Consider the following 23,132-nt stretch of genomic DNA (forward strand, 5'->3'; position numbering starts at 1 on the left):
AAAAATTTTCGGAAATATAGATGAGTTCATGTTAATAAGAGATTTGAAAATATATAAAATAATCAGATTTCAGATTATTGTAACTACTAGCCTTTCTCTTCGGGTGGTATGCTCTCCTCTTTTACAGGGATAATGCATAAAAATTCGAATGTTTCTGAGTCAGGGTTCTCGTAGCCATGAGGTTCATTAGGTGGTACGTAAAGGAAGCTTCCTGGAATTGCTTTTATGGTTTTCCTACCATTTGTTATGTATCCCTCCCCTTTTACAATGAATATTTCATGCTCCCAGTCGTGTTGGTGAATGGGGATTTTCCCACCTTTCTTAATAACAAAATATCTCATTGCAAAATTTTTTGCACCAATTTTTGGAGAAACAAGCCATCTGATTGTTGTATTCTTAACGCCTTCAATTGTGACATCTTTTTCCTCAACGTCTCTATAGTGGCTAACAAACATTCTCTTATCACCATAAAATTTGAGGTGAGAGTGTTAATAAGTTTATTCCTTGAAAACCTTGTCTTTCAAGTCGGGTATGTCATCTCACGATCCATATAGTCCACACCATGAAAAGATATGCTAGGATGCTCAAAACGATGTGGACCTTCACCCATGTTTCTCTTCTTTTAGATAGGAAAATAAATGCGCCACTTAGCATTGAGAGGCTCATAAGGGCAAATGTTATATAACCTAGGGTATAGTGATCCAGCACAACCATATCAAATCCTCCCCACTGGGAAAATATAGAGTGGAACTCCATTAGTACCAATGATCTTTGCCACTTCATTTTCATAAAATGCTCCTATGGCAACGGTTCCAAGACTTAGGGCAGTTGCTTGGAGATAAATGTTTTGACCTATATGTCCAGCTTCCATATGCACGTACATTCGTCCTCGTTCACCATAGTAGGAAGTTGTCCTCTCATAAAATGCTACAAGAACTATATCTATTGCTGCATCTCCTACCCATTTTTGATTAAGGGCTGCTTTTTGAAGCTCTTTTCTGAAATCCCCTTCTTTTGTTAGGGTCATGCTATGTTCAAAGGGATTGTAGTGATATATGCCTGGGGTAAGGCCTTTGACATTTCCAATAACTACGAATACCTCAAATGGATAAGTAGCTCCAGCACTGGGAGCAGCTCTTTTGTTGTCGTGGGTTATCCCCTGAGCTGCCCATAAAAGTTGGGAAAGTTCTTCTAGTGTTAGGGGTTCATTTTTATAAGTTCTGATGCTCATTCTCTTTGCTATTGCTTCCTCAAGACTCATCTTGCCTTCCAGCTGTGGCTGTGGTAATATTATCTTCTCTCCTGAATACACGACTTCACCCCCTTCTTCTTGAAGACGGGGCTTTAAGAATAGTAGAACTGATGACGTGAATACAAGAACCACTATAAGGAGCGAGACTTCTCGATATACCATGGTTATAGATATGTCTTCATATTATTTTAGCTTTGCTTTAAGAATTAAAAAAAGGAATTAGGATTTTCTTCCGGCGATAAATCCTAAAATTAAGCCTACAACTAAAGCCGAAACTATTAATGGAGTTGAGAGTTTCTTTGTTTCAGGTAGTGGTTCTGTAGTTGTGTTAGTGGATGTTGCAGTTTGGTTGGGGATTAATGATATCAAGGGTTCCTCAGTTATTTTCGGAGGAGATGTGGTTTCTAAGAAAACAGTTGATGTTTCTTTGGCGTATTGATAAAACATCATGGCAGTTTGGATATTGTCCAATCCTCCTTGCTTTTCATAACTCTGGGCAAATTCGTAGTATGAGAGGCTTAAAACGGGGTAAATGCCTTCTTTCTGGGCCTGAGCAATTGCGATTTTGGCATCTTCTTTCATTCTCTGCAATTTATCCATTAAAATAGTCTCGTTATCTATTCCAAGAGTGTCTAGGATTATCTCAGCTTGGATTCTTGCTTCCATTGCTGAGAATATTGCTGCTGAATATTTTCCATCTAGATAGTATTCTTCTCCCTCGTTCATTAGATTAATTAAGTCTTGAAGACTCACTTCGCCAAACATAGAAGTGATATAAGTAATTATTAGTCTTGAATTGTCCAAGTATTCTCTTGCAGTCTCTTTTATTGAATCTCTTTCAATGACTTCCCCTTTTGCATATCTCTCTCCTAAAGATGCCCAGAATTTTGCAGTTTGTATTCTCTCGTAAGCAAAGGCAGCACTACTTACTGCGTTCCAGTAATTTCCATCATAATAGTTTGACCAAGCATCTTTTAGGAGGGACTTTGCTTGTTCTATCCTCTCTTCACTCGCAGCAACTGCTTGAAGCATACTTATTCCCCGTATTGTAATGTTTGAAACATGGTTTTCTGTTTCCTTTATTTCATTATCAATACTTTTTAGCAGGGTCTCTAAGTCACCGTCTGATTTTATATCTAAATACCAGTCTACGTGTCGTATTGTGATCCTGGCTTGGAAATCAAGGCTTAGAGCTGTGTAATACATTCCTTCATCAAGGTTCTTCTTAGCTTCGTCTAGTTTCTTTTTTGCTTCATCTAGGGCATTTTTAAGGTAGGAATAGGTAGTATAACTAATATCACTGTCTTTAAGTTTATTTTCGATCTTTTCGTAGTATTTAATGGTTTCATCATAGTCTTTAACGGCATCCTCTTTTAAGAAAGATGTATCGACATTCAAATTAGCTGGTACAGGAGGTTTTTCTATCTTTTTTCCTGTAAAGTAATAAACAGCATCGTAAATGTCCTTAATCTCTTTAACATCCAAGCCCCATCTCTCTTTGGCATATTCAACCACATCTACTTTTTCTGACTTACTCGTTATCTCGACTATTGATCCTATTTGTTTCTTTTCTGTTGTCTCGACAATTTGGATTCTTTGTCCTTCCGGAATTAAGAAAAGCTTAGCTCCCACATTATATGCTGCAGAAGCTTTCTCTAAGATTCCTCCAACTGGCCCAATGCTTCCATCTGGGTTTATCATTCCTGTCATCATTACGTCTTCTCTAATTTTCCATCCCTTAAGGGCTGCAATAATCCCTACTGTCATGGTTCCTCCTGCAGAAGGCCCACCTATGATTGGTGCGTCAGATTTTACATGAATAAAAACATCATACTTGCTCATATCCACACCTAAGACTTTTCCTGCTATCTGTGCTGCCAATCTTGCTGAAGCCTGCATATCTACTTCTGCAAGGGGCCAAGTCTCAACATAAACGTGTCCGGTTCCGGGAGCAACAGTTATTATAAAGTCCGTTGCAATACCAATTAGCTCACCATCTGAGGTTCTTGAGACTGCTGGAGCCTTTAGGATAATTGTATTTCCACTCTCTGGACATTGTGCACTTGTAAATGGTAAAAGCAAGAAAATTAGCATTAATATTGACAACATTTTCTTCATTCTATTCACCCCCGCTAATTTAACTCTCTTTGCCATTTAATATCTCTTGTGGTTCATGAATCCAAAATTCAGTAAATGAACCAAAGCTCTTTTAAGGAATTTGCTAAAGATTCAAGGGGGAGAAACATGGGCCTTTACTCTTCATTCATCGGGAGAAAGTTCAAACATATAGCGGGTAAAAAATATGAGGATATAATAAAGCACTATCGTGAGTTTTTGCTTACAGAAGAAGAAAAAATGCTACCTGAGATTCGGTCAATCCTCATGCCCCTTGATCGGTATGTAAAAAACATTCCCGATGAAGTATATGAAACTGTAAGTGCATATGATGCAAGTGTGTTACTAGTTTATATCATGGACTCAGAGATCTTTCATTTATTGAGCCAGACATTGAGCAAAGAAGCTAGTGAAGAATTTAAGCGAAGAGAAGAGATAGTAGGTAGGGAGATGCTTGATAAGGTTGCAAAAGAATTAGAGGATTTTGGGTTAAGGGTACAACGAAGGATCTTTTTTGGAAACAAAAGTGAAGATATAATAAGGTTGGCTGAAAATAATGATATGCTTGTTATTTCAAGGGCCTATGGATCTGAGATAACAAAAACCTCTCCTTTGAGCCCAATAGTCCTTAAGATAATCCAACATCTGAAAATTCCTGCTGTAGTCTATTAGGGGGTGAAACAGTGACAAACATGGAGCTCTTTGCATTACTGGTTTTCATTTTTACTTACGCTCTTATAATAAGCGAACGAATTCACAGGACAGTTGCTGCGATGATGGGAGCTTCTATAGTTTTATTGGCAAATATAGTTCCTTGGGAGAAAGTCCCTATTTTTTTGGATTTAGATACAATCCTCCTTCTCGCTGGCATGATGATAATAGTTAATACAACTAGAATGAGCGGTCTTTTTGAATATATTGCAATAAAAACAAGCAAATTAGCTAAAGGCGAACCTATTCGTGTTCTTTTATTGTTTTCCATTGTTACGGCCCTTGTTAGTGCTTTTTTGGATAATGTAACAACAGTTTTACTTCTCACCCCAATGCTTCTTTATATTTCCAAGTTAATGGAAATAAATCCTCTTCCTTTCCTTCTTTCAGAGATTTTTGCCTCTAATATTGGAGGAACGGCGACTCTCATTGGGGACCCTCCCAATATAATGATAGGCTCTGCTGCTGGACTGAGTTTTAATGAATTTATTAGTAATATGGGGCCTATAGCTCTTTTAGATCTAGTAGTTATGATCATTATAGTCTATTTTGCTTACCGGGAGGTATTACGAGTCAGTGAAGAAAAAAAGGAAAGAATTCTGAGAACTCTAGATAGTTTAGATGAAAGAGCTGCCATCAGAGATTTAGCTCTTTTCAGAAAATCAATAATTACTATCTTCGTTGTGATAGCCCTATTTTTTGTTCATGATAGACTTGGTGTAGAACCAGCAGTGGTGGCATTATTTGGTGCTTCTTTGCTCTTATTATGGAGTCGAGAAAACCCCGAAGGGATTTTAGAAAAAGTCGAATGGGCGACTCTTTTCTTCTTTGGAGGCTTATTTATTCTAGTTGGGAGTCTTGTTGAAACTGGATTTATAGAGCAGATAGCCCGTTGGATGATGTCTTATATGCATGGTGAAGGAGAAGCGATGCTGATTATAGCATGGTTCTCGGCATTTGCTTCAGCTATTATAGATAACATACCTTTCACAGCTACTATGATACCTCTTATTAAGGCTATGGGGACGTCTCTTGATACGTATCCCCTTTGGTGGGCTTTAAGTTTAGGAGCATGCTTGGGAGGAAATGGAACTGCCATTGGGGCCTCAGCAAACGTTGTGGTCATTGGAATAGCTGCGAAGGAAGACATAAAAATCACGTTTGTGGATTTTCTTAAAATGGGAATTATAGTAATGACACTCACAGTTGGGGTTGGTATTGGAGTTTTGTGGTTTAGATATGTGTGGTGGTGAAAGATGAGAATACTTGTGTTAATAGATGGATCAAAATGGAGTCAAAAAGCAGCCCTTCATGCACTCACTATTGCAAAAAAGAAAAATGCAAAGATAGTTCTTTTCTCAGTTTTGGACAGGAGAGAGGCCAAAGCAGTTGCTTTCAACCTTGGTGCAAGACAGGGAAGCTTTGAAAAAATTCGTAGCTTTGAGGAGGAAGTGTGGAACAATATGAAAAGGAGTATTCAAGAAGTAATGGGGGAAATGTTGAGATTTTGTCAGAGTGAAGGTGTGAATTGCTCTATAAAAATTGTAGAGGGTATAGCGAAAGATAAAATTCTAGAAGAAGCAAATAGTGGAAAGTATTCTCTAGTTGTGATGGGTGCTTATGGAAAGAGTGGAAAGACGAGAATAGGAAGCTTGCTAGAGGAGATAGCAGGGAATATAAGGCCTCCTCTTTTAATAGTTCGATGATTTATATGGTCCTTTAGTTTGAGATCTTACTTTTTTCTTTTGAAAGCCTCGCCGTTAAGGGCGGGAAGATGTCAGCTTGCTGTAAATATAGAAGGGGAGAGATTAAGATCATAAGGAAAATTCTCAGTCTCTTTTCACTAAAGCCACAAAAAATAGGAGAAGTATTCCGAGTTCTAGAGTCGTTGAAGTAATATCGATAATATCTAATGAGACTGTGCCGTTGAGCAAATGGAAATTTTCAATAATCTTTTTGATGGTAAACATGAGGAATGCTAAGAGTAATAGTAGGATACTCTTCATTCCGCTCTTCTTGTATGCTTTCCACGCAGTTATTGAAAGTAAACCTCCTAAAACAATTACGATACTATCTAGGATATATCCTAGAAGATTAATCATATTCCTCCCCCCTGAAGGTTAAGGTCAAATCAATTAGCTTATCAGCAAGTCTATCCCAGATTTTGGGTTTATATTCTCTGATTATACGGATTAAAACATCCTTGTCATAATTTGGTTGATAAATAACATTCTTTCCATGTTTAATTTTCCTCACAAGCCCCAGTGCTTCAAGTCGTTCCATGTGGTAGTTTATCGTGGATGGAGTTAGATTGAGCTTCTCTGCCAGTTCGTGCTGGTTTTTTTCATCTTCTGCAAGTAAAATTAAGATTTTCCGTTGACTTTCATTTGAAATTGCTATCATAAGGGGTTTGTAACTTTCACTAAAATCTGCAGGGAAGATGTATTTCCTACCTCCAAGTTTTTTTGCAACAATTTTTTTCTCTCTTTCAAGATGTCGAAGGTGGTACTGGAGATTTCCTATTCCCATCTCAAGTTCTTGAGCTAATTTACGAAAAGTTATTCCTGGATTCTTTGTAATATGTTCTAAGACTCTTTCTCTGCTGGTCATAAGTATCAGAATAAGAATGGTATTAAGACTTTTTAACGGTTTATGGTACGATTCTCAAAACAGAGATCTGATATGGAGCCCCGGGCGGGGTTTGAACCCGCGACCTGCCGCTTACCAAGCGGCCGCTCCACCAGGCTGAGCCACCGGGGCACCGAAAGAAAGAAGCCAAAATCGCTATATAAACTTTTCGCTCTGGACTTTTTAAAAGCTGTGTATTTGGCGTGTTATACGGTATACTGTTTAAGTTATAAGTTATATGTGTTAACGTTTTGCGTGTTAGAGGATGCTCTTGAGCCTTTGGGATTAGAATTTCAAGTACTGATCTCCCCCTTGTTTTGAAGGGCGAGGCTTTCAGAAGAAAAAATGTTAAGAAATAGGAGAAGCAGGCATTAATTAGTATTCTCTTTCTACTATGAAATCTGCTAAAAGTTCGAGATACCTTCTAGCTTCACTCTCTGGCAGTATCTCTAGGGATTTTTTGGCCTCCTCTGCAAGTTCTTTTGCAACTTCAGCAGCATAGTTTATGCTTCCATATTTCTTTAAGAGCTCGATTGCCTTTTTGACCTCTTCTTGAACGTCTTCCTCTATGATGCCTTCTCCTTGTACATCTCCAGCATATTTTCCAAATATCTTAAAGAACTCTCTTTTGTCCTCTTCATTTGCATTTTCTAGGAAGTGGGCTACAATAAGGGTCTTCTTACCCTTTCTTATATCGCTTCCCACAGGTTTTCCAAGTTTTTCTTCATCAGCTATAAGATCCAGAACATCATCCCACACTTGGAATGCTATACCGATGTTCCTCCCATATTTTGATAAAGCTTGAATATACTCCTCATTGTCTGTTCCTATAATTCCACCAATTGTGGCTGAAGCGTCTATTAGCGCACCGGTTTTTCCACTTATCATTTTCATGTATTCCTCAATGCTAACACTATCTTTGCTTTCAAATTCCAAGTCCATTGCTTGACCTTCACATAACTCGTTAGAGGTCTTTGAGATAACATCCAGAACTCTTACAACTTTTTTAGGGTCAGTAGGAATCTTTGCAATTGCCTCAAAAACTTTTGAGAAGAGCAAGTCTCCAGCGAGTATTGCCATGTTTATTCCCCAAATCTTATGAACCGTTGGTCTGCCTCTTCTTTTTTCGTCCATGTCCATTATATCATCATGAACCAGAGAATAGTTATGGAGTAATTCCACCGCTGCTGCGGCATAAATTGCTTTCTCTGGATCTCCACCCACAGCTTCTGTGGCCATTAATACTATAAACGGCCTAACTCTTTTCCCTCCAGCTAAGGGGTAATGTCTTGCAGCATCATAAATAACCTTAGGTTCTTTTTCTGGCACAAGATCAAAGATAGCTTCATCAACTACTTTGCTTTTTTCTTTCAATGCTTTGAATAAAGGATCAAACTTCATTCTATCACCTCACATCAACTTTGTAACCGTTTCTTGACACGAAAACGTCCCTTCCTATTAAATATCCTTCTTCTTCGGCAAGTTCGGCATAATATGTAAGCATCCTAAATTCACCATGAGCGGGAATTATATTTTCAGGATTTAAGAGTTTGATTAAATATCTATGGTCTTCTCTACTAGAGTGGCCAGATACATGTAAATCTTTTACCATCCTAACCCCTCTCATTCTGAGTTTGGTCTCTAGGGCGTAGCGTTGGGCAATATTGAGGGGGTTTGGGATAACTCCTGCAGAGAACACAACAGTATCATTCTTTCCAATATCGTAGAGCTCTCCACTAGCCATCCTTGTTAAGATGGCTCCTGGTTCACCTTGATGACCGGTTACAATTAGAAGATAATTCTCTCTAGCCTGAGAGACCTCTCTGAGGGTCTTTTGTACGGCAGCTGGGCTTCTAACGGCTTTAGCCCCTTTCATTTTTATTAATCCTAACTGTTTTGCTATGCCAGTATATTTGGCCAATGACCGCCCTATCAGAACGGCCTGTCTTCCCATGTTATTTGCTATTTCTATTAGTTCTTGAAGTCGAGCTATATGTGAAGCAAAAGTAGTTGTTATCAGGCCTTTTTCTTCCATCCCTTCGTAGTAGAAAAAGTCTTCAAGAAGCAATTTTGCGGAAGCTTCGCTTGGGGTCTTTGTTTGCTCGGCAACTCTTGTAGATTCAGGTATCAAAATTTTTACACCTTCTTGGCCTATTTCCTTAAGCCTCTTATAGTCGGGTTTTTCTCCTAGAGGGTTGTGATTATCGAATTTATAATCACAGGCATAAACTACGGCTCCTTCTGGAGTATGTATTACAACCATAGACGAATGGGGAATTGAATGTGTTATTTGGACAAATTCTATAGCTAGATTTTCACTTACTTGGACTATCTCACCATATTGAGTCTCATACATGGGGTTTGTAACTTCAAAGTACTGTTCGCTTCTAACTTCCCCTTTTGCAAGTTTTATTGTGTAAGGAGTTCCATAAATTGGGACGTTAGAATAGTGAGGTGCAAGTTTTGCTATGGCACCTATATGATCGAGATGGCCATGAGAGAGGGCTATAGCTACAACTTTTTTGTTTCTAATTGAAGTATCGTCTGGAATAGCTCCCAATTTTCTTAAATCTCGCGAACTCATTTGTTGAAAGTTAACATCTTCATGAATAAGAACTCGATCAAGTCTAATCCCCATATCAATTATTATAACCTCATTTTCATATTCTATGGCAGTCATATTTTTACCTACTTCTTCATAACCACCTATTGTGTAAACTTTTATCATTTCAGTTCCTCCACTATTTTATTGAGGCGGACTTTTTGTCGGCCTCGGCCCTTTGGCTGGTGGAGCGGAACTCCACCGGGTTAAGGTATACTAGCTTCGAGGGTTTAAAAATATGTGCATTAGAAAAGAAAAAGCTTCAAAGTCTTCTATCTTTTAAAAACTCCCACAAATCAATTCTTTGCTCAAGCCATTCTCTTGCAAAACCTGTAACTATGATAGGGGCTTTTTTAAGCTCTTCTACGTTTCTTGCTCCTATAAGGAACATAGCATTTTTGAGTTCATCTATGTATCTTTGAAGAATCTTGATCACTCCCTCAACATCTCCATTGACTGCTGGCTTCAGTAGAGGTAAAGCAACTCCTGCAAGGTTTGCGCCAAGTGTTAAGGCCTTTGCAATTGTTATTCCGTCTCTAATTCCACCTGTTGCTATTATTGGCAAGGTAGTTGCATATCTAACTTCAGCAACGCTTAAAGCAGTTGGAATTCCCCAGTCCCAGAATTTTAAGGCTAGATTCCTACTCTTCTCGTCCTTTGCTCTGTAGTACTCAACGCCACTCCATGATGTTCCTCCAAGACCTCCAACGTCTATTGCGTCGATTCCAATGCTCTCCAACTTTATTGCAACTTCCATTGAGACTCCAGCCCCAGTTTCTTTGGCTATTATGGGATATGAAAGCTCACTCTTAAGTTCTGCCAAAGCCTTTATGACTCCTTTATATTGTGTATCTCCCTCCGGCTGGACGCTCTCTTGGAGAGGGTTCATGTGAATAGCAAGGGCATCGGCTTGAATTGTTTCCACAGCTTTCAAGGCCTCCTCAACACCATAGCGGTTTGGCATATTCTCAGCAAATTGGGGTGCTCCCAAATTGCCAACAAGGAAAATGTCTGGTGCAACATCCCTAACGTAGTAGCTTTCCCAGGTTTCGGGTTTTCTAATCATTGCTCGCTGGCTTCCGACGCCCATGGGGATGTTCAGCTCTTGGGCAGCTTTGGCGAGAGTTTTGTTGATTTTGCCAGCAATTTGAGATCCCTTAGTTCCTCCAGTCATGCCAGCGATCATTATTGGGTAATCAAATCTTCTTCCAAGGAATTCAACGCTTAAATCTATTTCCTCTTTGTCTATTTCAGGTAGGGATGTATGAACAAAATGTATGTTCTCGAATTGGGTACTTACATGAGCTTCAACTTGCTTCTTTAAGCAGTGCTCTATGTGTTCAAACTTTCTAATCACAGTAAGCTCTTCTTTATCCAATTTTACCACCTCTTAATAATTGTCCCCGGATTTTCTCCTTTCAAGATTCTTATTAAATTTCCCTTGACGATTCCATTGGCAAAATACACATCTGTGTAGTGAGCTATTTCTAGAGCTTTCTTTAGTTTATTTCCGATACCTCCCGTTACATCTATTCCAGCTGATTCTGAGCTTTTCAGCAGGTGTTTAATTTCTTCTTCGGTAAGTTCTTTAATGAGTCTTGCTCCTTTTTCTCTTGGATTTCTATCATAGATCCCATCAACGTCCATCAAAAAAAGCACTTTGTTTGGTTTGAACATCCTTGCAAGGTAGTTCACTATTTGATCGCCAGAGAGAATGTCTATTCCCTTATCAAGGGCTATTGCTGTGTCACCAAAGAGAACTGGGATGAAATCTTTCTCCAATAGCTTTCTTAAAACTTCGAGCTCACCATAGACAATTTCCCCTTTTTCTATGAGGAATATTGAGGAAGAAGATACAGAATAGGCAGGCAGGTCCTTTTCGAGGAAAGTTTCAACTATTAGACTGTTTAATTTAAGCATTGCTTGGTGTGTTTTGGAGAATCCTATTCTTTTTCTTTTTACATCTCCCATTAGTCCTTCTCGAATTTTGTACTCCCTAGCGTTTGGATGTCCAAAGCTTCCACCACCATGAACGAGAATGAACTGTTCATTTGGATAAAATTGAGTAATTTCCTCGGCTATCTGTTCAATAATCTCTTGATTAAATGAGTAAGGCTTGTTCTTGTTACTTATAACACTTCCACCAAGTTTGATGATTATCATTTCTCAACCTCCTCAATTCTAAGTCCTTCTTTGCTGATCTTGGTTATCATTGGCATCCCACCAGCGATTTTTATGGCTGTTGCAACTTCACTCTGCTTTTCTGGGGCTAAGGCGTACATGCATCCACCTCCTCCTGCTCCAGTTATCTTGGCTCCCAAAGCTCCAGCTTCTCTTGAAGCATACACTAAATCACTCAGACTTTTTGTTGAAACTCCAAGAGCATCAAGGAGGCCATGGTTTATGTTCATTAACCTTCCCAAGAGCTCGAATTTAATTTCTTTATCATATTCTGCTAGTATTATCTCTCTGGCCTTTTCAACGACTTTCCCCATTGAGTTAAGGATAGGATCAATTATCTCTGGCATCTCATCGAAGCTTTTCCTAACTTTAGCAACAAGTTCCTTAGTGCTTCCGCTTGAACCTGTGTATCCCACAACTATTGGAAGCTCCACCACTGGCAGACTTTCAAAGGAGCCATTTTGGTAGTAAAGAAAACCACCAACAGCGGAAACCGTCGGATCAATTCCACTCGACGCACCTTGCACAAGGAGCTCCACTTTGTGTCCAAGTTTGGCTATCTCTGCATTGTTTAACTCCAAGTTCAAAAGCTTTGAAACTGCTCCAATAGTTGCAACTGCTACAGCAGCTGAGCTTCCAAGGCCCGCACCCACGGGAATTTGAGAAGTTATCGAAACTGTTACTCCTTTTTGCTTATTGGCTTCTTCCATGACGAGATTTATAGCTTCTCTTACATAGCTCAAAACCTCTGCGGCTTTTCCATAATCTGTTTCAAAATATATTTGATCTTCTGAGAAAGAAACTGTTAGGCCAGGAGTCCTTATATCCTTTGCCTCTATCCTTATTCTCCCATTTTTATTGAATTCAGCTTTTACATATGTTCTCAAATCAATAGCTGCCGCTATAGCAGGTTTTCCATAAACAACACTGTGCTCTCCAAAGAGAATAATTTTAGCCGGTGCTGAAGCAAGAACCCTCATTTTTGTCCCTCCTTTTGATGATCTTAACTAATCTAATTTTTCATGCTTTAGAGTATGTTTGTTAAATTTATTTTCCTTTTGGTGGTTCATGATTTTCTTTTTAAAAATGGAAGCCACAAAAGGAAGAGGCCTCCAATCGAAACCACAAAAATAACCAGGCCAACAAGGTTTGAAAGCCAATGCATCTCAAAGGTGCTACATGGTAGACATCCTCTTGTTAAAGGTTCTACCCCAACAGCATATCCTGGTAGTGCGGCTAAACCTAGGAGAGCTGTTGCGGCTAGGAGTTTAACTATGCCATTGAGTTCAGAATAGAGGAAAGAAAAGGCGATTAAGGCTATTCCTACTATTAAGAAATACATGGCAGATTTTGTAATGATCTCTATAACATCTGGATCGTTTAGATGGGGATTATCCAGATTGAGGGAAAGGTGGGTTAGGTATAAACCAGCCAAAATAAAAAGGAGGATTCCTATGGACTGAAACACCTTTTTAATAATGTTTTTCATTTTTCCACCTTTCATTAAAACCTATTATTCCATCTTCTCTTTAACATCAGCCCAAAGGAAGTAGAGTAGAGGACTAAACAAATGGAGAGAATAAAGAAATAGCTTTATGCTTTCTTCATAACGACGCTCGCATATCCTACCACTGCATCCGTACTTCTGCTCACCTCAAAGCTTGTGGTGTAATGTAAAACCTCCGTTTCAACAGCTCCAGCAAGCCTTGAAAACACTATCGCAGTAGCCACTCCTCCAGGGCCGCACATTGTGTGACCCATCTTCCTAATTTCATCAAACATTCCTTTATGGTCAAACTCAAGAATCTTCTGAATAACCCTAAAGTCCCACTCTCTAATTCTTCCGAGCAGATCTTCTCCTCTCGCTCTAAAGGGTACATAACCATATGCATACCCATAGTGCATCATATCCGTGCTTGCTATAACAACGATATCTCTTCCAAGCTCTTGACTTGCTTCGAAAATTGCTTTTCCCAAATCCTCAGCCACTTCTTCATCTTGGAGACCAAGAGTTATGGGAACAATCTTCACCTCTTCTTCAGCTTTTTGAGAGATATATTGAATAAAGAGTATCTGCACTTCTATGGAATGTTCATATTTGTGGGCAAACTCGTCTAAGTCTGCTATTCCTGAGTGTTTTGCTATGGCTTTAGCGAGGTCTCCATCAACTTTAATTTCTCCCATTGGAGTTGCCCATTTTCCTTCTGGATAAATAGCCACTGGTGAACCTAGGCCAGTGTGATTGGGGCCTATCACAACAAAAGTTTCTGGTAAACCATCCTCGTAAATAGCTTTATACGTTCTTGAAGCAGTAAATCCAGAGAACACGTATCCTGCATGAGGAGCAACTCCCGCAGTTATTTTTCTCTTCTCTCCGAGTTCCCCAAGGTCTTTGAAAAACTCTTTCAACATCATGTTGAGCTCTTCTCCAGTAGGATAAAAACTACCAGCAACTGTGGGATATCTAAGCATATCGCTCACCAGAATTGATAGAGAATTTGAGGTTTATTAGGATTTGGTTAGAAAAGCTTTTATATTTTGAATATTTTTTTAATAACGATAGATGTGCTTTAGGGTGTGCCGTTATGGCCCGTATCTCTACGGGGATAGAAGGTTTAGATAGGATGTTACATGGCGGTTTGATTTCTGGAAGAGCATATCTTGTAAAAGGGGGTCCAGGAACTGGCAAGACGACTTTGACCATTCATTTCTTAATGGAAGGTGTAAGGAATAATGAAAAGGTGCTGTATATAACCCTTGAAGAGCCGTTAGATGCTCTTAAGCAAGATATGAAAAAGCTGGGGTTGGACATTAGTGCACCTCTTTTTAAGGGAATTGATGCAACTCCGATTGGAGAAAGAAGCCATATATTTGAAGGAACTTATCATGAAGAATTCGCAAAAAGCTTTGGTAAGCTTGTGAAAGCTATAAAAGAGAGATTAGACACTGAGGAGTTTACAAGAGTTGTTATAGACCCAATAACTATGGTAAAGCTGACAATAGAGAACGATCTTAAGTATAGACGAACATTTATAGGTTTTTTAAAGGATCTTGCAAAGTACAATGTTACGCTACTCATAACTTCTGAGCTTCATGAGACTGATCTTGAAGATTACTTAGTTAGTGGAGTGATAGAGCTCAGAACATACGAAATTTCTGGAAAGGTCGTTAGAGGAATAAAAATCTTAAAATTCAGAGGGAGTTCATTTGATGAACAGATAAGACCTTATAGGCTTACGGACAGAGGTTTTGAGATTTACAGTGAGGAAGGTATATTTGTCGGGGATTGAGAATGAAAATAGGTATTTCAGAGCTTGATGAGGTACTTGGAGAAATTGAAGAAGGCAATATTCTTTTACTGGAAACCATCGGTACTTTGGGCGAAGAAGTTATTCTTGAAATGCTGAAAGAGAATAAAGAAAATGCTGTTGCTTTTGTAACAAAAAAGATGCGTGATAGATTCAAGGAAATTCCAGAGCTGACTAAGTTGAAATTAATAGTACTTGGTGAGGAGGTATTTCCAGCAGAACTTTATGCTATATCCTTTAAACTTAGAAATCTGTTTGAAGGGGCTCATGTTGGATTTTTCCTTTTACATCCCCTTTTGGTTTTCCATCCTCCAACAACTGTTTATAAGTTCTTTTCGGAGATTGCATTAATAGTTCAGGAAAAGAAAGTAGTGCTAACTGCAATCATTGATAAGCGTCTTGTGGATGAGAGAATCCTTGCAATGTTTGAGAACTTGGCAACGTACGTTATTGATATTGTTGAGGTCGTGGAAGGTTTTAAAATACGTAGAGGGATAAGAGTGAAGAAATCCCCAAAAGGAGGAACTGGATTTTATAAATTCGAAATTAGAAATGGGGAACTTGTTATAGGTGAGCCAATTGAATGAGTTTATGCAAGTGATAGTACTTTTACAAATTGTGTTCCTGATAGGTTTAATTTATACTCTCCGTATTGAGTTTATTTTGAATGAGTATGACAAAAAAGTAAAAAGATTCGCTGTTCTACAGATTAGTGGAGGTTTAATGCTCATTGTTGGAATTTCCGGTTATGTCTTAACCACATATTTGAATCTTTTCTCTATGAATAATCTCATTTTTGTCTTTTTGACATATTTGGGAGCTGTGGCCACAGTAATGCCTTATAACTCTTCAAGCCTGTTAACAATAGACAAAGAATTTGTGGTTCAGCTTATTGTAATGGTAATATTTATAATTTACTCATTCATTGTTCATATGTCATATGCTGATATTCTTCTTGGAGCAATCGGTATTGTTATAATCTCCTTAATAAGATCTCTCCTTTTAATACATGTCCTCTCAATCTTCTTGAGAACTCTCCTTAGATTAGCCTCTTGGTTGGTGGTCATCCAAACTTGGATAAATCCGTTTATTCCTGAGACTCCTATTACGTGTAAGCAGTTTATTGCACTTTTTATCTATTTTGTTAGTTTGCTCATCTGGCAGTATTCTACAGTGAGGGTATACGACTGCATAAGGAGGTGGATGTAGTGGAGTGCTATTTTATTCATGACCTTGTAGATTTAATTTTTGGTGTTCTTCTTCTCATGTGGTATTATCACAATAAAGAAGTTGGAAAGAATATAAAAACAGCATTAGTTGCTGGATTAATTTTCATCTTGACTTCACTCTTTTATGGTTTTCTTTCTGAGTATATAATAGCTGTGCTGGAACTTTCTGCCTCGGTTCTTTTCTTTATTCTTTTTGCAAGATTCTTCAAAGAAACACTTGGGGATGGGAATACTATCAAAAGGGTAATTGGGGTATTAGTTATAGCACTTCTTGTTCTTATATTTGCTAATATAATGGGAGTGTACAGATCATATATTGTTGTACAGGCGATTTTTTTAACGTGGATAGGATTTAAACTCTTCATAAACTTTGAGAGAATCAGAATAGGAGACAGGAGTATACTATCTCTCATGATTGTATTTTCTGCGTTAAGTGGGGTCTCGAGGATTCTAAATCTGTTAGTGTTAAGTGATTTCTTGTATTTTAGTGCAGTGTTATTTTTACTGCTATCAATTAGTGAGATGATGTACATTTCATTACCTAGAACTTCTAACTTTTTTAGACATTGAATTTATTCTGGTGAAGAGGCTTTAAGGATAGACAGTGATTCCAACCTTTATTGTTTTCTTTATCTCATTTTTGATGCTATCAGAGAATTAAGCCTGGCACTCTTGCTTGTCCTAGCAGTTTTAAGATTTCCTTAGAAAAGCTTAATATACTCCCCATCATATCAATTTTAGGTGAAAGCATGTACGGGTGGAGAGGTAGAATAGGTTTAATAGTCCCATCATCAAACACCACAATGGAGATGGAATTACATTCTGCTTTGCCAGAGGGTGTTTCATTACACACTGCGAGAATGCCACTAAGAAACGTCACTGAAGAGGAGTTATTGGCAATGAGTGGTCTTGCATTAGAAAGTGCGAGACTTTTAAAAGACGCTGATGTGGATTTAATTCTCTACGGATGTACAAGCGGTTCTTTCATAGGTGGAAGGGAGTTTGATAAAGAGCTCTCCATGAAAATAGAAGACGAAGTAAAGCTCCCTGTGGTAACAACGAGTACGGCAATTGTTGAGGCGTTAAAAATTTTAGATGCCCAACAAATCCTTGTAGTCACTCCTTACACAGATGAGATAAATCAAAGAGAAAGAGAATTTTTAGAGGCAAATGAATTCGACGTTATTGATATTCGAGGGTTGGATATAATTGATAATAGAAAAATAGGTCGTTTGGAACCATATGAAGCTTACCGCATGGTTAAAGCATTGTTCACTGATGAAGCAGATGCAGTGTTTATAAGCTGCACTAACTTCAGGACTTTTGAAATCATTGAAGCGTTGGAAGAGGATTTGGGTGTCCCTATAGTTACGAGCAACCAAGCCTCTCTTTGGCTAGCACTAAGAGAACTCGATGTGAGGGAAAAATTACCTTGGCTTGGAAGACTTTTTGTTGAATATTAAGTCTTTTCCTTGGTTTCTTTTTCATCTCAAGATGAGAAATATTTTTAAGTTATTTTGTACACTTCACCTAGTATTCACTGAGGGTGATAGTATGATGGAGTTCCTCAGGGACTTCCAGAGAATGAGCATGTATTTGGCATATAATGTGAACGTTGATGCTATAGTATACTTAAATGAAAAGCACATTGAGAGTCTCATAAAGGAATTTGGAGTAGAGAACATTAAAAGACGGATAGAAGAGTATCCGAGAGAGATAAATGATCCACTAGACTTCGTTGCGAGACTTATTCATGCCCTTAAGACTGGAAAACCACAAGCTGTTCCTTTAGTAGCTCATGAGGCAGACAAGTGGTTCAATTCCCGCTTTACCTATGATGTTGAAAGAATCGGTGGGCAAGTAGGAGTGATAGCCAATCTCCTTGCTAACCTTAATTTTAATAGAGTGATAGCTTATTCTCCTTTACTTGGGAAGAAACAAGCAGACATGTTTGTAAATAGAGATAACCTTCTTTATCCAGCAATTGAAAAGGAAAAAGTTGTTTTAAAAAAGCCATTGGAATCATATAGGGAAGGGGATCCAGTAAAGATCAACAGGATCTTTGAGTTTAGGCAGGGAACTAAGTTCAAGCTTGGAAATGAAGAGATAATTGTTCCATATTCTGGTAGGTTTATAGTTGCATGCCGCTTTGAGGAATTTGCTCGGATAGAAACGTCTCCAGAGCTTAAGCCTCATCTACCAGAAATTGGTGAAATTGTAGATGGTGTTATTTTGTCAGGTTATCAGGGAATAAGAAAGCACTACAGTGATGGAAAAGACGCAAATTACTATTTGAGAAAAGCTAAGGAAGACATTAAGCTCCTTAAAAGGAAAAAAGACGTCAAAGTTCATGTAGAGTTTGCTTCAATTCAGGATAGAGAACTAAGGAAGAAAGTGATCTATAACATCTTTCCCCTCGTAGATAGTGTGGGAATGGATGAAGCTGAAATAGCCCACATATTAAGTGTTCTTGGGTATAGAGATCTAAGCGATAGGATTTTTACCTACAACAGAATTGAAGACGCTGTTTTGGGGGCAAAAATTTTATTGGATGAGCTTAACCTTGAGATTCTCCAGATTCACACAATTTACTATTTAATGTACATTACACACCGAGATAATCCCCTTAGTGAAGAAGAGCTCTCAAAATCCTTAGAGGTTGGCACTACTTTAGCCGCTACAAGGGCATTTTTAGGAGATATAAAACGTCCAGAGGATGTTAAAGTTGGTTTAAATATACCATTCAATGAAAAAGGAGAATTCGTTAAACTTAGATTTGAAGAAGCAAAAGCGAAGATGAGAACTAGAGAATATAAGATAGTCATGATCCCCACAAGGCTTGTTAAGAAGCCAGTTTCCACGGTAGGTCTTGGAGACACGATTTCAGCGGGAGCCTTTGCAAGCTACTTAAGTTTGTTGAGGAAAAATGGCGTATATTAAAGTTCAGAATGATTTATTGCTTGTGAGGTATTTGTTTCCATTTAAATGAAGAGAGTTATAAGTTAGAACTTATGAGTTATAACTTACTTCTTATACTTTCTTAAGTTCTTAAAATTATGGGAGCAATGGAAATACACTCCTTTTGGATCTTTAAATAAGAGATATCATTCTCCAATGAGTTCATCAATGAGTTTAGCTTTCTCTTGGGCCTTCTTTAAGTGTTCAACAGTAACCTTGGTGTAAATTTGGGTTGTTGAGAGGTTTGAATGTCCAAGAATCTCTTGGATGACTCTTATGTCAATACCCTTTTCCAACATATGGGTTGCAAAACTATGGCGAAGCATATGGGGAGTCACTTTTACACCAGCTTTGTCTCCATACTTTTTGAGCAGATACCACACTGTCTTTGGCGATATCTTATCCTTTTTTTCCCTTCTAATTTCTACAAATAAGTATTCGCTTCCATCCTTCCGTGTTTTTAAATAACCCCTAATCTCTTCAAGAAGTGGGTTCGCTAGCGGTACTATCCTATCTTTTGCGCCTTTTCCTCCTTTTACGATTAAGACCCCTCTGTTGAAGTCTATATCCTCTATCTTAAGATTGCATATCTCACTGACTCTGAGGCCCGTGCCGTAGAGCAATAGTATTATAAGTCGATCTCGTTTTTTTGTTGGAGGCACGGCATTTAGGAGTTTTCTAACTTCTTCTCTTGTTAAGCTCTTAGGTAAGTTTCTTGGGACTTTTGGTGACTTCAATTTCTCGGCATCTTCATCAAGGCCTTCAAATCTGAAATATGATTTTAAAGCCTGAACAACGAGATTAAGACTTTTATTGGAGTAGCCTTCTTTCTTTAGTTTGGCAAGAAAACGAAGTGCAGAACGATAATTGGGATTTTTAACATCTTTTAAAAATCTCTCTACGTAGTAGGTGTACATTCTAACTGTTTGAGGACTTTTCCCCTCGAGTTCGAGATAGGTTTTAAACTCTTCTATTCCATCGTCCATAAGGATCACGAAAATAAATTATAAAAGATTAAAAGTCTTCAAATCTTGTCTCCGGTTCTTCGATTTCTTCGGGGGTTTTTTCTTCTACTTGGGGTTCTTCCTTTTGTGCTTGGGCTATACTTAGGCTTAGATGAACGATTCTGAGAAGCTCAACTATGAGATCCTCGTCTTCTGAGTATATGTATCCTTGGCCAACGATTATCTTTCCTCCAAGGTTCAACTTTTCAACAGCTTCTGCAATAAATTCCTCTTCAGGAGGCGTTGTTTCACCGAAGAGTTCTTTCCAGATTTCGGCTAATCTAAAAACATTGGCCCTTTTCTTTAAGGACTCCTTAAGTCTGTTGTTCTCTTCCAAAATCTGACTATATTCTTCTAGGAGCTCTCCATATTTCTGCTCGAGTTCTTGATAATTCCGTTTAAGCTCTTCGTTTTCTTGGCTTAACATTTCGTATTTCCCCTTTAAGTCAAATAGTTGATTTCTTAGGGCTACGTACTCAGGCAAAACTTGGAGGCTCTTTAGGCCTGCTCTAACGAGAGTGTTTTTGAGCTCTTTTCTTACCAACTCCACATCTATGTGTTCCAAGTCATGCCCCATTGGGATTTTCATTCTTTCCACTTGACCAACTAGCTCACCCAGCTCTCTGAACATTCTCTCCGCAAGCTCTCTTCCGACCCTATCTGCATCTGTAGCTATTATCAGTAAATCTGCTCCAGCTGCAGCACTCTTGGCTATTTCTAAGTTTGTAGTAGGGATTATAGCAGAAATTGTTATATTGTACTCACTCCCAAGAGCTAGTCCTTGGAGAGCTTTACTCACTACCTCTACATCACTTGCTCCTTCCACCAAAATTCTAACATCAACAATAGTCATTCCCAGCACCTCCACGGGGTGTTACCCCCGAGTTTTTATTGGTCAGGCGTTATAAAAGTGTTTGGGCTAAACTTCTATTTCTAGGTTATTGTTCTCCAAGATAATTTCTCCATTGGGAAGGAGGCTTATAGAAATTCCCTTAATTTCAACACCTCTCTCTTTTGCTTCTTTTAAAAGTTTGGCAATTTTTGGGTCACCTTTTTCATATGGCTTAAATTTCTTAACTCCTGGCAAGGCTCCGATAAAAATTATCATTGTCCTTTTTCCACTATCTTTGAGGTTTATGAGCTCTTTTATGTGTTTTTGTCCTCTAATGCTTGGACAGTCGGGGTACATAGCGTATTCTCCCTCTCTCAGAACCGCACTTTTCATCTCGACCCATACTTCTTCTCCATTGCAGTCTAAAAGATAGTCTAACCTTGAATTGCCTATTTTGACCTCTTTTCGTTTTATTCTACACCCCTTGAGCCAAGAAACTAACCCTAATTCCACAGCTCTCTCAAAGGCTTTTGCTTGGGTCCTTGTGTCTATGATTGCTCCCCTTCCATTCGCTTCTAAGAATCCAATTAAGATGAAATCTGTTTTTCCACCTTGCTTTGGAACACAAAATGCCTTTCTCCCTTCTATCATAAACTCCTCTAAACGCCCAGTGTTTGTTATTAAAGCTTTTTTAATTTCTCCATTTACTTCCACTAGGCCAACAAACCGATTAAGTCTTTTTATGAAAGTGCACTCAATTATTGGAAGCTTTAATAACATGAAATATACTGGGTTTTGGGTTAATTTAAACTTATACATTTTTGACTGCGCATTGTCATCCATAAATTCCATAAAAGCATAGTGGATGTCTCATTTTCATCCTGCACCTAAAACCTTAAATATACTTCATACTACATTACGATGAATATCTAAACGAGGTGGTAGCAATGGTGGACTATGAACTTCTGAAGAAGATAGTTGAGGCTCCAGGAGTTACAGGTTATGAGTTTATGGGAGTTAGGGACATCATAATTGAGGCTTTCAAAGATTACGTAGATGAAGTTAAAGTAGATAAGCTTGGAAACGTTATTGCTCACAAGAAAGGTGATGGTCCGAAAGTTATGCTCGCTGGCCACATGGACCAGATTGGTCTCATGGTCACTCATATTGAGAAAAACGGATTCTTGAGGGTTGCACCTATCGGGGGAATTGATCCCAGAACTTTAATTGCCCAGCGTTTCAAGGTTTGGGTTGACAAAGGCAAGTTTATTTATGGTGTAGGTGGAAGTGTTCCGCCTCACATTCAAAAACCAGAAGAGAGAAAGAAAGCTCCAGATTGGGATCAAATTTTCATAGATGTGGGTGCAGAGAGCAAAGAAGAAGCTGAGGAAATGGGTGTTAAAATCGGCACAATAATTACTTGGGATGGTCGTTTGGAGAAGCTTGGTAACCACCGCTTTGTTAGTATTGCTTTTGATGATAGGATAGCTGTTTACACTCTTGTTGAAACTGCAAGACAGCTTAAAGAAACTAACGCAGACATTTACTTTGTTGCTACAGTACAAGAGGAAGTAGGCCTTAGGGGTGCAAGAACTAGTGCTTTTGGAATTGAGCCGGATTATGGATTTGCTATAGATGTTACAATTGCTGCTGATGTTCCTGGAACACCAGAGCACAAGCAAGTGACCCAATTAGGAAAGGGAACTGCAATAAAAATCATGGATCGCTCTGTTATATGCCATCCAACAATAGTTAAGTGGATGGAAGAAATAGCCAAGAAATACGAGATTCCATACCAGTGGGATATACTTCTTGGTGGAGGAACTGATGCTGGAGCAATACACCTCAACAAAGCAGGTGTTCCAACAGGAGCAATAAGTGTTCCTTCAAGGTATATCCACTCAAATGCAGAAGTTGTTGACGAGAGAGACGTTGATGCAAGTGTTAAGCTGATGGTAAAAATCCTCGAGCACATACATGAGCTCGAAATTTGATTTAAATTCCCTCTATTTTTTCTTCTCTTAAAACTTCGGCAATTTTATGTTTTTGGATCTCTGGATATATTCTATAGAGTTTGTAAAGGAGGTATGCGGCCCCAGTTAAAATGCCAGCTATTATGAATGGTATCTTTGGAGGTAGTGGCAATCCACGGTACCATGTATACAGGAGATAGTTTTGATAGTAGAAAAGGTATGCAAGAATCATGAGAATGCCTCCCTCAATTCCAGCTTCTAATAACTTTCTTTGATACTCTTCCATTTTAGACCCTCTCTAATGCTTTAGGAAAAGTTAAAAACCCTCATTAATAACCT

Annotated in this window: 27 protein-coding genes and 1 tRNA gene; 10 read left to right on the forward strand and 18 right to left on the reverse strand. The window is 38.5% G+C overall.

The genetic code is table 11. The features are described 5' to 3' along the window. Positions 1-86: 86 nt before the first annotated feature. From EP1X_RS03005 to EP1X_RS03020, 4 genes are all read right to left on the reverse strand, one after another. Positions 87-455 (reverse strand): cupin domain-containing protein, encoded by a 369-nt coding sequence (locus EP1X_RS03005; RefSeq protein ID WP_055281591.1) that lies wholly within the window; start codon positions 453-455, stop codon positions 87-89. Positions 456-534: 79 nt separating this feature from the next. After that, on the reverse strand, positions 535-714 hold the full coding sequence (locus EP1X_RS03010) for a hypothetical protein (protein ID WP_055281593.1): 180 nt from the start codon (positions 712-714) through the stop codon (positions 535-537). 1 nt (position 715) lies between these two features. Next, positions 716-1,414: a SagB/ThcOx family dehydrogenase gene (locus tag EP1X_RS03015; RefSeq protein WP_055281595.1), complete on the reverse strand. Its 699-nt coding sequence runs from the start codon at positions 1,412-1,414 to the stop codon at positions 716-718. A gap of 57 nt (positions 1,415-1,471) precedes the next feature. Then, the gene (locus EP1X_RS03020) at positions 1,472-3,370 is read right to left on the reverse strand and encodes a S16 family serine protease (protein WP_055281597.1); all 1,899 of its coding nucleotides are present in this window, start codon (positions 3,368-3,370) and stop codon (positions 1,472-1,474) included. Between the two features lie 126 nt (positions 3,371-3,496). Here EP1X_RS03020 and EP1X_RS03025 point away from each other — a divergent pair, with 126 nt between their 5' ends. From EP1X_RS03025 to EP1X_RS03035, 3 genes are read left to right on the forward strand one after another with little or no spacing between them, the layout of a single operon-like run. Beyond that, the gene (locus EP1X_RS03025; RefSeq protein ID WP_055281599.1) at positions 3,497-4,039 is read left to right on the forward strand and encodes a universal stress protein; all 543 of its coding nucleotides are present in this window, start codon (positions 3,497-3,499) and stop codon (positions 4,037-4,039) included. 20 nt (positions 4,040-4,059) lie between these two features. Beyond that, positions 4,060-5,331 carry an SLC13 family permease gene (locus EP1X_RS03030; RefSeq protein WP_055282079.1) on the forward strand — a complete coding sequence of 424 codons (1,272 nt, stop codon included), beginning with the start codon at positions 4,060-4,062 and terminating at the stop codon, positions 5,329-5,331. A 3-nt stretch (positions 5,332-5,334) separates the two neighbouring features. Further along, positions 5,335-5,784: a universal stress protein gene (locus EP1X_RS03035; RefSeq protein ID WP_055281601.1), complete on the forward strand. Its 450-nt coding sequence runs from the start codon at positions 5,335-5,337 to the stop codon at positions 5,782-5,784. Positions 5,785-5,907: 123 nt separating this feature from the next. On the opposite strand, the gene EP1X_RS03040 is transcribed toward EP1X_RS03035, so the two are convergent. The 10 genes from EP1X_RS03040 to EP1X_RS03085 all read right to left on the reverse strand — a co-directional run bounded on the left by EP1X_RS03040 (position 5,908) and on the right by EP1X_RS03085 (position 13,961). Then, entirely contained in the window at positions 5,908-6,180 is a 273-nt protein-coding gene (locus EP1X_RS03040; RefSeq protein WP_055281603.1) for a hypothetical protein, read from the reverse strand. Beyond that, on the reverse strand, positions 6,173-6,688 hold the full coding sequence (locus EP1X_RS03045) for a winged helix-turn-helix transcriptional regulator (protein ID WP_055281605.1): 516 nt from the start codon (positions 6,686-6,688) through the stop codon (positions 6,173-6,175). The genes EP1X_RS03040 and EP1X_RS03045 overlap by 8 nt, the downstream gene beginning before the upstream one ends. Before the next feature lie 73 nt (positions 6,689-6,761). Continuing rightward, positions 6,762-6,838, reverse strand: a tRNA-Thr gene (locus EP1X_RS03050). A 243-nt stretch (positions 6,839-7,081) separates the two neighbouring features. Continuing rightward, on the reverse strand, positions 7,082-8,107 hold the full coding sequence (locus EP1X_RS03055; protein WP_055281606.1) for a polyprenyl synthetase family protein: 1,026 nt from the start codon (positions 8,105-8,107) through the stop codon (positions 7,082-7,084). Positions 8,108-8,111: 4 nt separating this feature from the next. Beyond that, a complete protein-coding gene (locus EP1X_RS03060) occupies positions 8,112-9,434 on the reverse strand; it encodes an RNase J family beta-CASP ribonuclease (protein ID WP_055281608.1) in 1,323 nt (440 codons plus the stop codon). A 136-nt stretch (positions 9,435-9,570) separates the two neighbouring features. Continuing rightward, positions 9,571-10,695: a type 2 isopentenyl-diphosphate Delta-isomerase gene (fni, locus tag EP1X_RS03065; RefSeq protein ID WP_055281609.1), complete on the reverse strand. Its 1,125-nt coding sequence runs from the start codon at positions 10,693-10,695 to the stop codon at positions 9,571-9,573. Next, positions 10,689-11,471 carry an isopentenyl phosphate kinase gene (locus EP1X_RS03070; RefSeq protein ID WP_055281611.1) on the reverse strand — a complete coding sequence of 261 codons (783 nt, stop codon included), beginning with the start codon at positions 11,469-11,471 and terminating at the stop codon, positions 10,689-10,691. The genes fni and EP1X_RS03070 overlap by 7 nt, the downstream gene beginning before the upstream one ends. Next, on the reverse strand, positions 11,468-12,469 hold the full coding sequence (locus tag EP1X_RS03075) for a mevalonate kinase (RefSeq protein ID WP_055281613.1): 1,002 nt from the start codon (positions 12,467-12,469) through the stop codon (positions 11,468-11,470). Before EP1X_RS03075 ends, EP1X_RS03070 begins: the two co-directional genes overlap by 4 nt. Positions 12,470-12,555: 86 nt before the next feature. Beyond that, positions 12,556-12,978, reverse strand: coding sequence for a hypothetical protein (locus tag EP1X_RS03080; protein ID WP_055281615.1), 423 nt, complete (start codon positions 12,976-12,978; stop codon positions 12,556-12,558). A 104-nt stretch (positions 12,979-13,082) separates the two neighbouring features. After that, positions 13,083-13,961 (reverse strand): MEMO1 family protein, encoded by an 879-nt coding sequence (locus EP1X_RS03085; RefSeq protein WP_055281617.1) that lies wholly within the window; start codon positions 13,959-13,961, stop codon positions 13,083-13,085. A gap of 113 nt (positions 13,962-14,074) precedes the next feature. Here EP1X_RS03085 and EP1X_RS03090 point away from each other — a divergent pair, with 113 nt between their 5' ends. From EP1X_RS03090 to pfkC, 6 genes are all read left to right on the forward strand, one after another. Continuing rightward, positions 14,075-14,779: an ATPase domain-containing protein gene (locus tag EP1X_RS03090; RefSeq protein ID WP_055281619.1), complete on the forward strand. Its 705-nt coding sequence runs from the start codon at positions 14,075-14,077 to the stop codon at positions 14,777-14,779. A 2-nt stretch (positions 14,780-14,781) separates the two neighbouring features. Next, positions 14,782-15,384 (forward strand): hypothetical protein, encoded by a 603-nt coding sequence (locus EP1X_RS03095; protein WP_055281621.1) that lies wholly within the window; start codon positions 14,782-14,784, stop codon positions 15,382-15,384. Next, the gene (locus EP1X_RS03100; RefSeq protein ID WP_055281623.1) at positions 15,377-16,006 is read left to right on the forward strand and encodes a hypothetical protein; all 630 of its coding nucleotides are present in this window, start codon (positions 15,377-15,379) and stop codon (positions 16,004-16,006) included. Before EP1X_RS03095 ends, EP1X_RS03100 begins: the two co-directional genes overlap by 8 nt. Next, complete coding sequence (locus EP1X_RS03105) at positions 16,006-16,596, forward strand: hypothetical protein (RefSeq protein ID WP_055281625.1); 591 nt, start codon at positions 16,006-16,008, stop codon at positions 16,594-16,596. Before EP1X_RS03100 ends, EP1X_RS03105 begins: the two co-directional genes overlap by 1 nt. A gap of 179 nt (positions 16,597-16,775) precedes the next feature. After that, a complete protein-coding gene (locus EP1X_RS03110) occupies positions 16,776-17,489 on the forward strand; it encodes an aspartate/glutamate racemase family protein (RefSeq protein WP_055281627.1) in 714 nt (237 codons plus the stop codon). 91 nt (positions 17,490-17,580) lie between these two features. After that, entirely contained in the window at positions 17,581-18,966 is a 1,386-nt protein-coding gene (pfkC, locus tag EP1X_RS03115) for an ADP-specific phosphofructokinase (RefSeq protein ID WP_055281629.1), read from the forward strand. A gap of 164 nt (positions 18,967-19,130) precedes the next feature. Here the strand turns inward: pfkC and xerA are convergent, their stop codons facing one another. The 3 genes from xerA to sfsA form a co-directional block, all read right to left on the reverse strand. After that, entirely contained in the window at positions 19,131-19,970 is an 840-nt protein-coding gene (gene xerA, locus EP1X_RS03120) for a site-specific tyrosine recombinase/integron integrase (protein WP_055281631.1), read from the reverse strand. A 28-nt stretch (positions 19,971-19,998) separates the two neighbouring features. Next, positions 19,999-20,841: a toprim domain-containing protein gene (locus tag EP1X_RS03125; protein ID WP_055281633.1), complete on the reverse strand. Its 843-nt coding sequence runs from the start codon at positions 20,839-20,841 to the stop codon at positions 19,999-20,001. 66 nt (positions 20,842-20,907) lie between these two features. Then, positions 20,908-21,600, reverse strand: a complete 693-nt coding sequence (gene sfsA / locus EP1X_RS03130; RefSeq protein ID WP_055282081.1) for a DNA/RNA nuclease SfsA — start codon at positions 21,598-21,600, stop codon at positions 20,908-20,910. A gap of 167 nt (positions 21,601-21,767) precedes the next feature. On the opposite strand from sfsA, the gene EP1X_RS03135 reads away from it, so the two are divergent. Continuing rightward, positions 21,768-22,814 (forward strand): M42 family metallopeptidase, encoded by a 1,047-nt coding sequence (locus EP1X_RS03135; protein WP_055281634.1) that lies wholly within the window; start codon positions 21,768-21,770, stop codon positions 22,812-22,814. Position 22,815: 1 nt separating this feature from the next. On the opposite strand, the gene EP1X_RS03140 is transcribed toward EP1X_RS03135, so the two are convergent. Continuing rightward, positions 22,816-23,079: a hypothetical protein gene (locus tag EP1X_RS03140; protein WP_055281636.1), complete on the reverse strand. Its 264-nt coding sequence runs from the start codon at positions 23,077-23,079 to the stop codon at positions 22,816-22,818. Positions 23,080-23,132 lie beyond the last annotated feature (53 nt).

It is taken from the genome of Thermococcus sp. EP1 (assembly GCF_001317345.1).
In the GTDB taxonomy this organism is placed as follows: Archaea; Methanobacteriota_B; Thermococci; order Thermococcales; family Thermococcaceae; genus Thermococcus_A.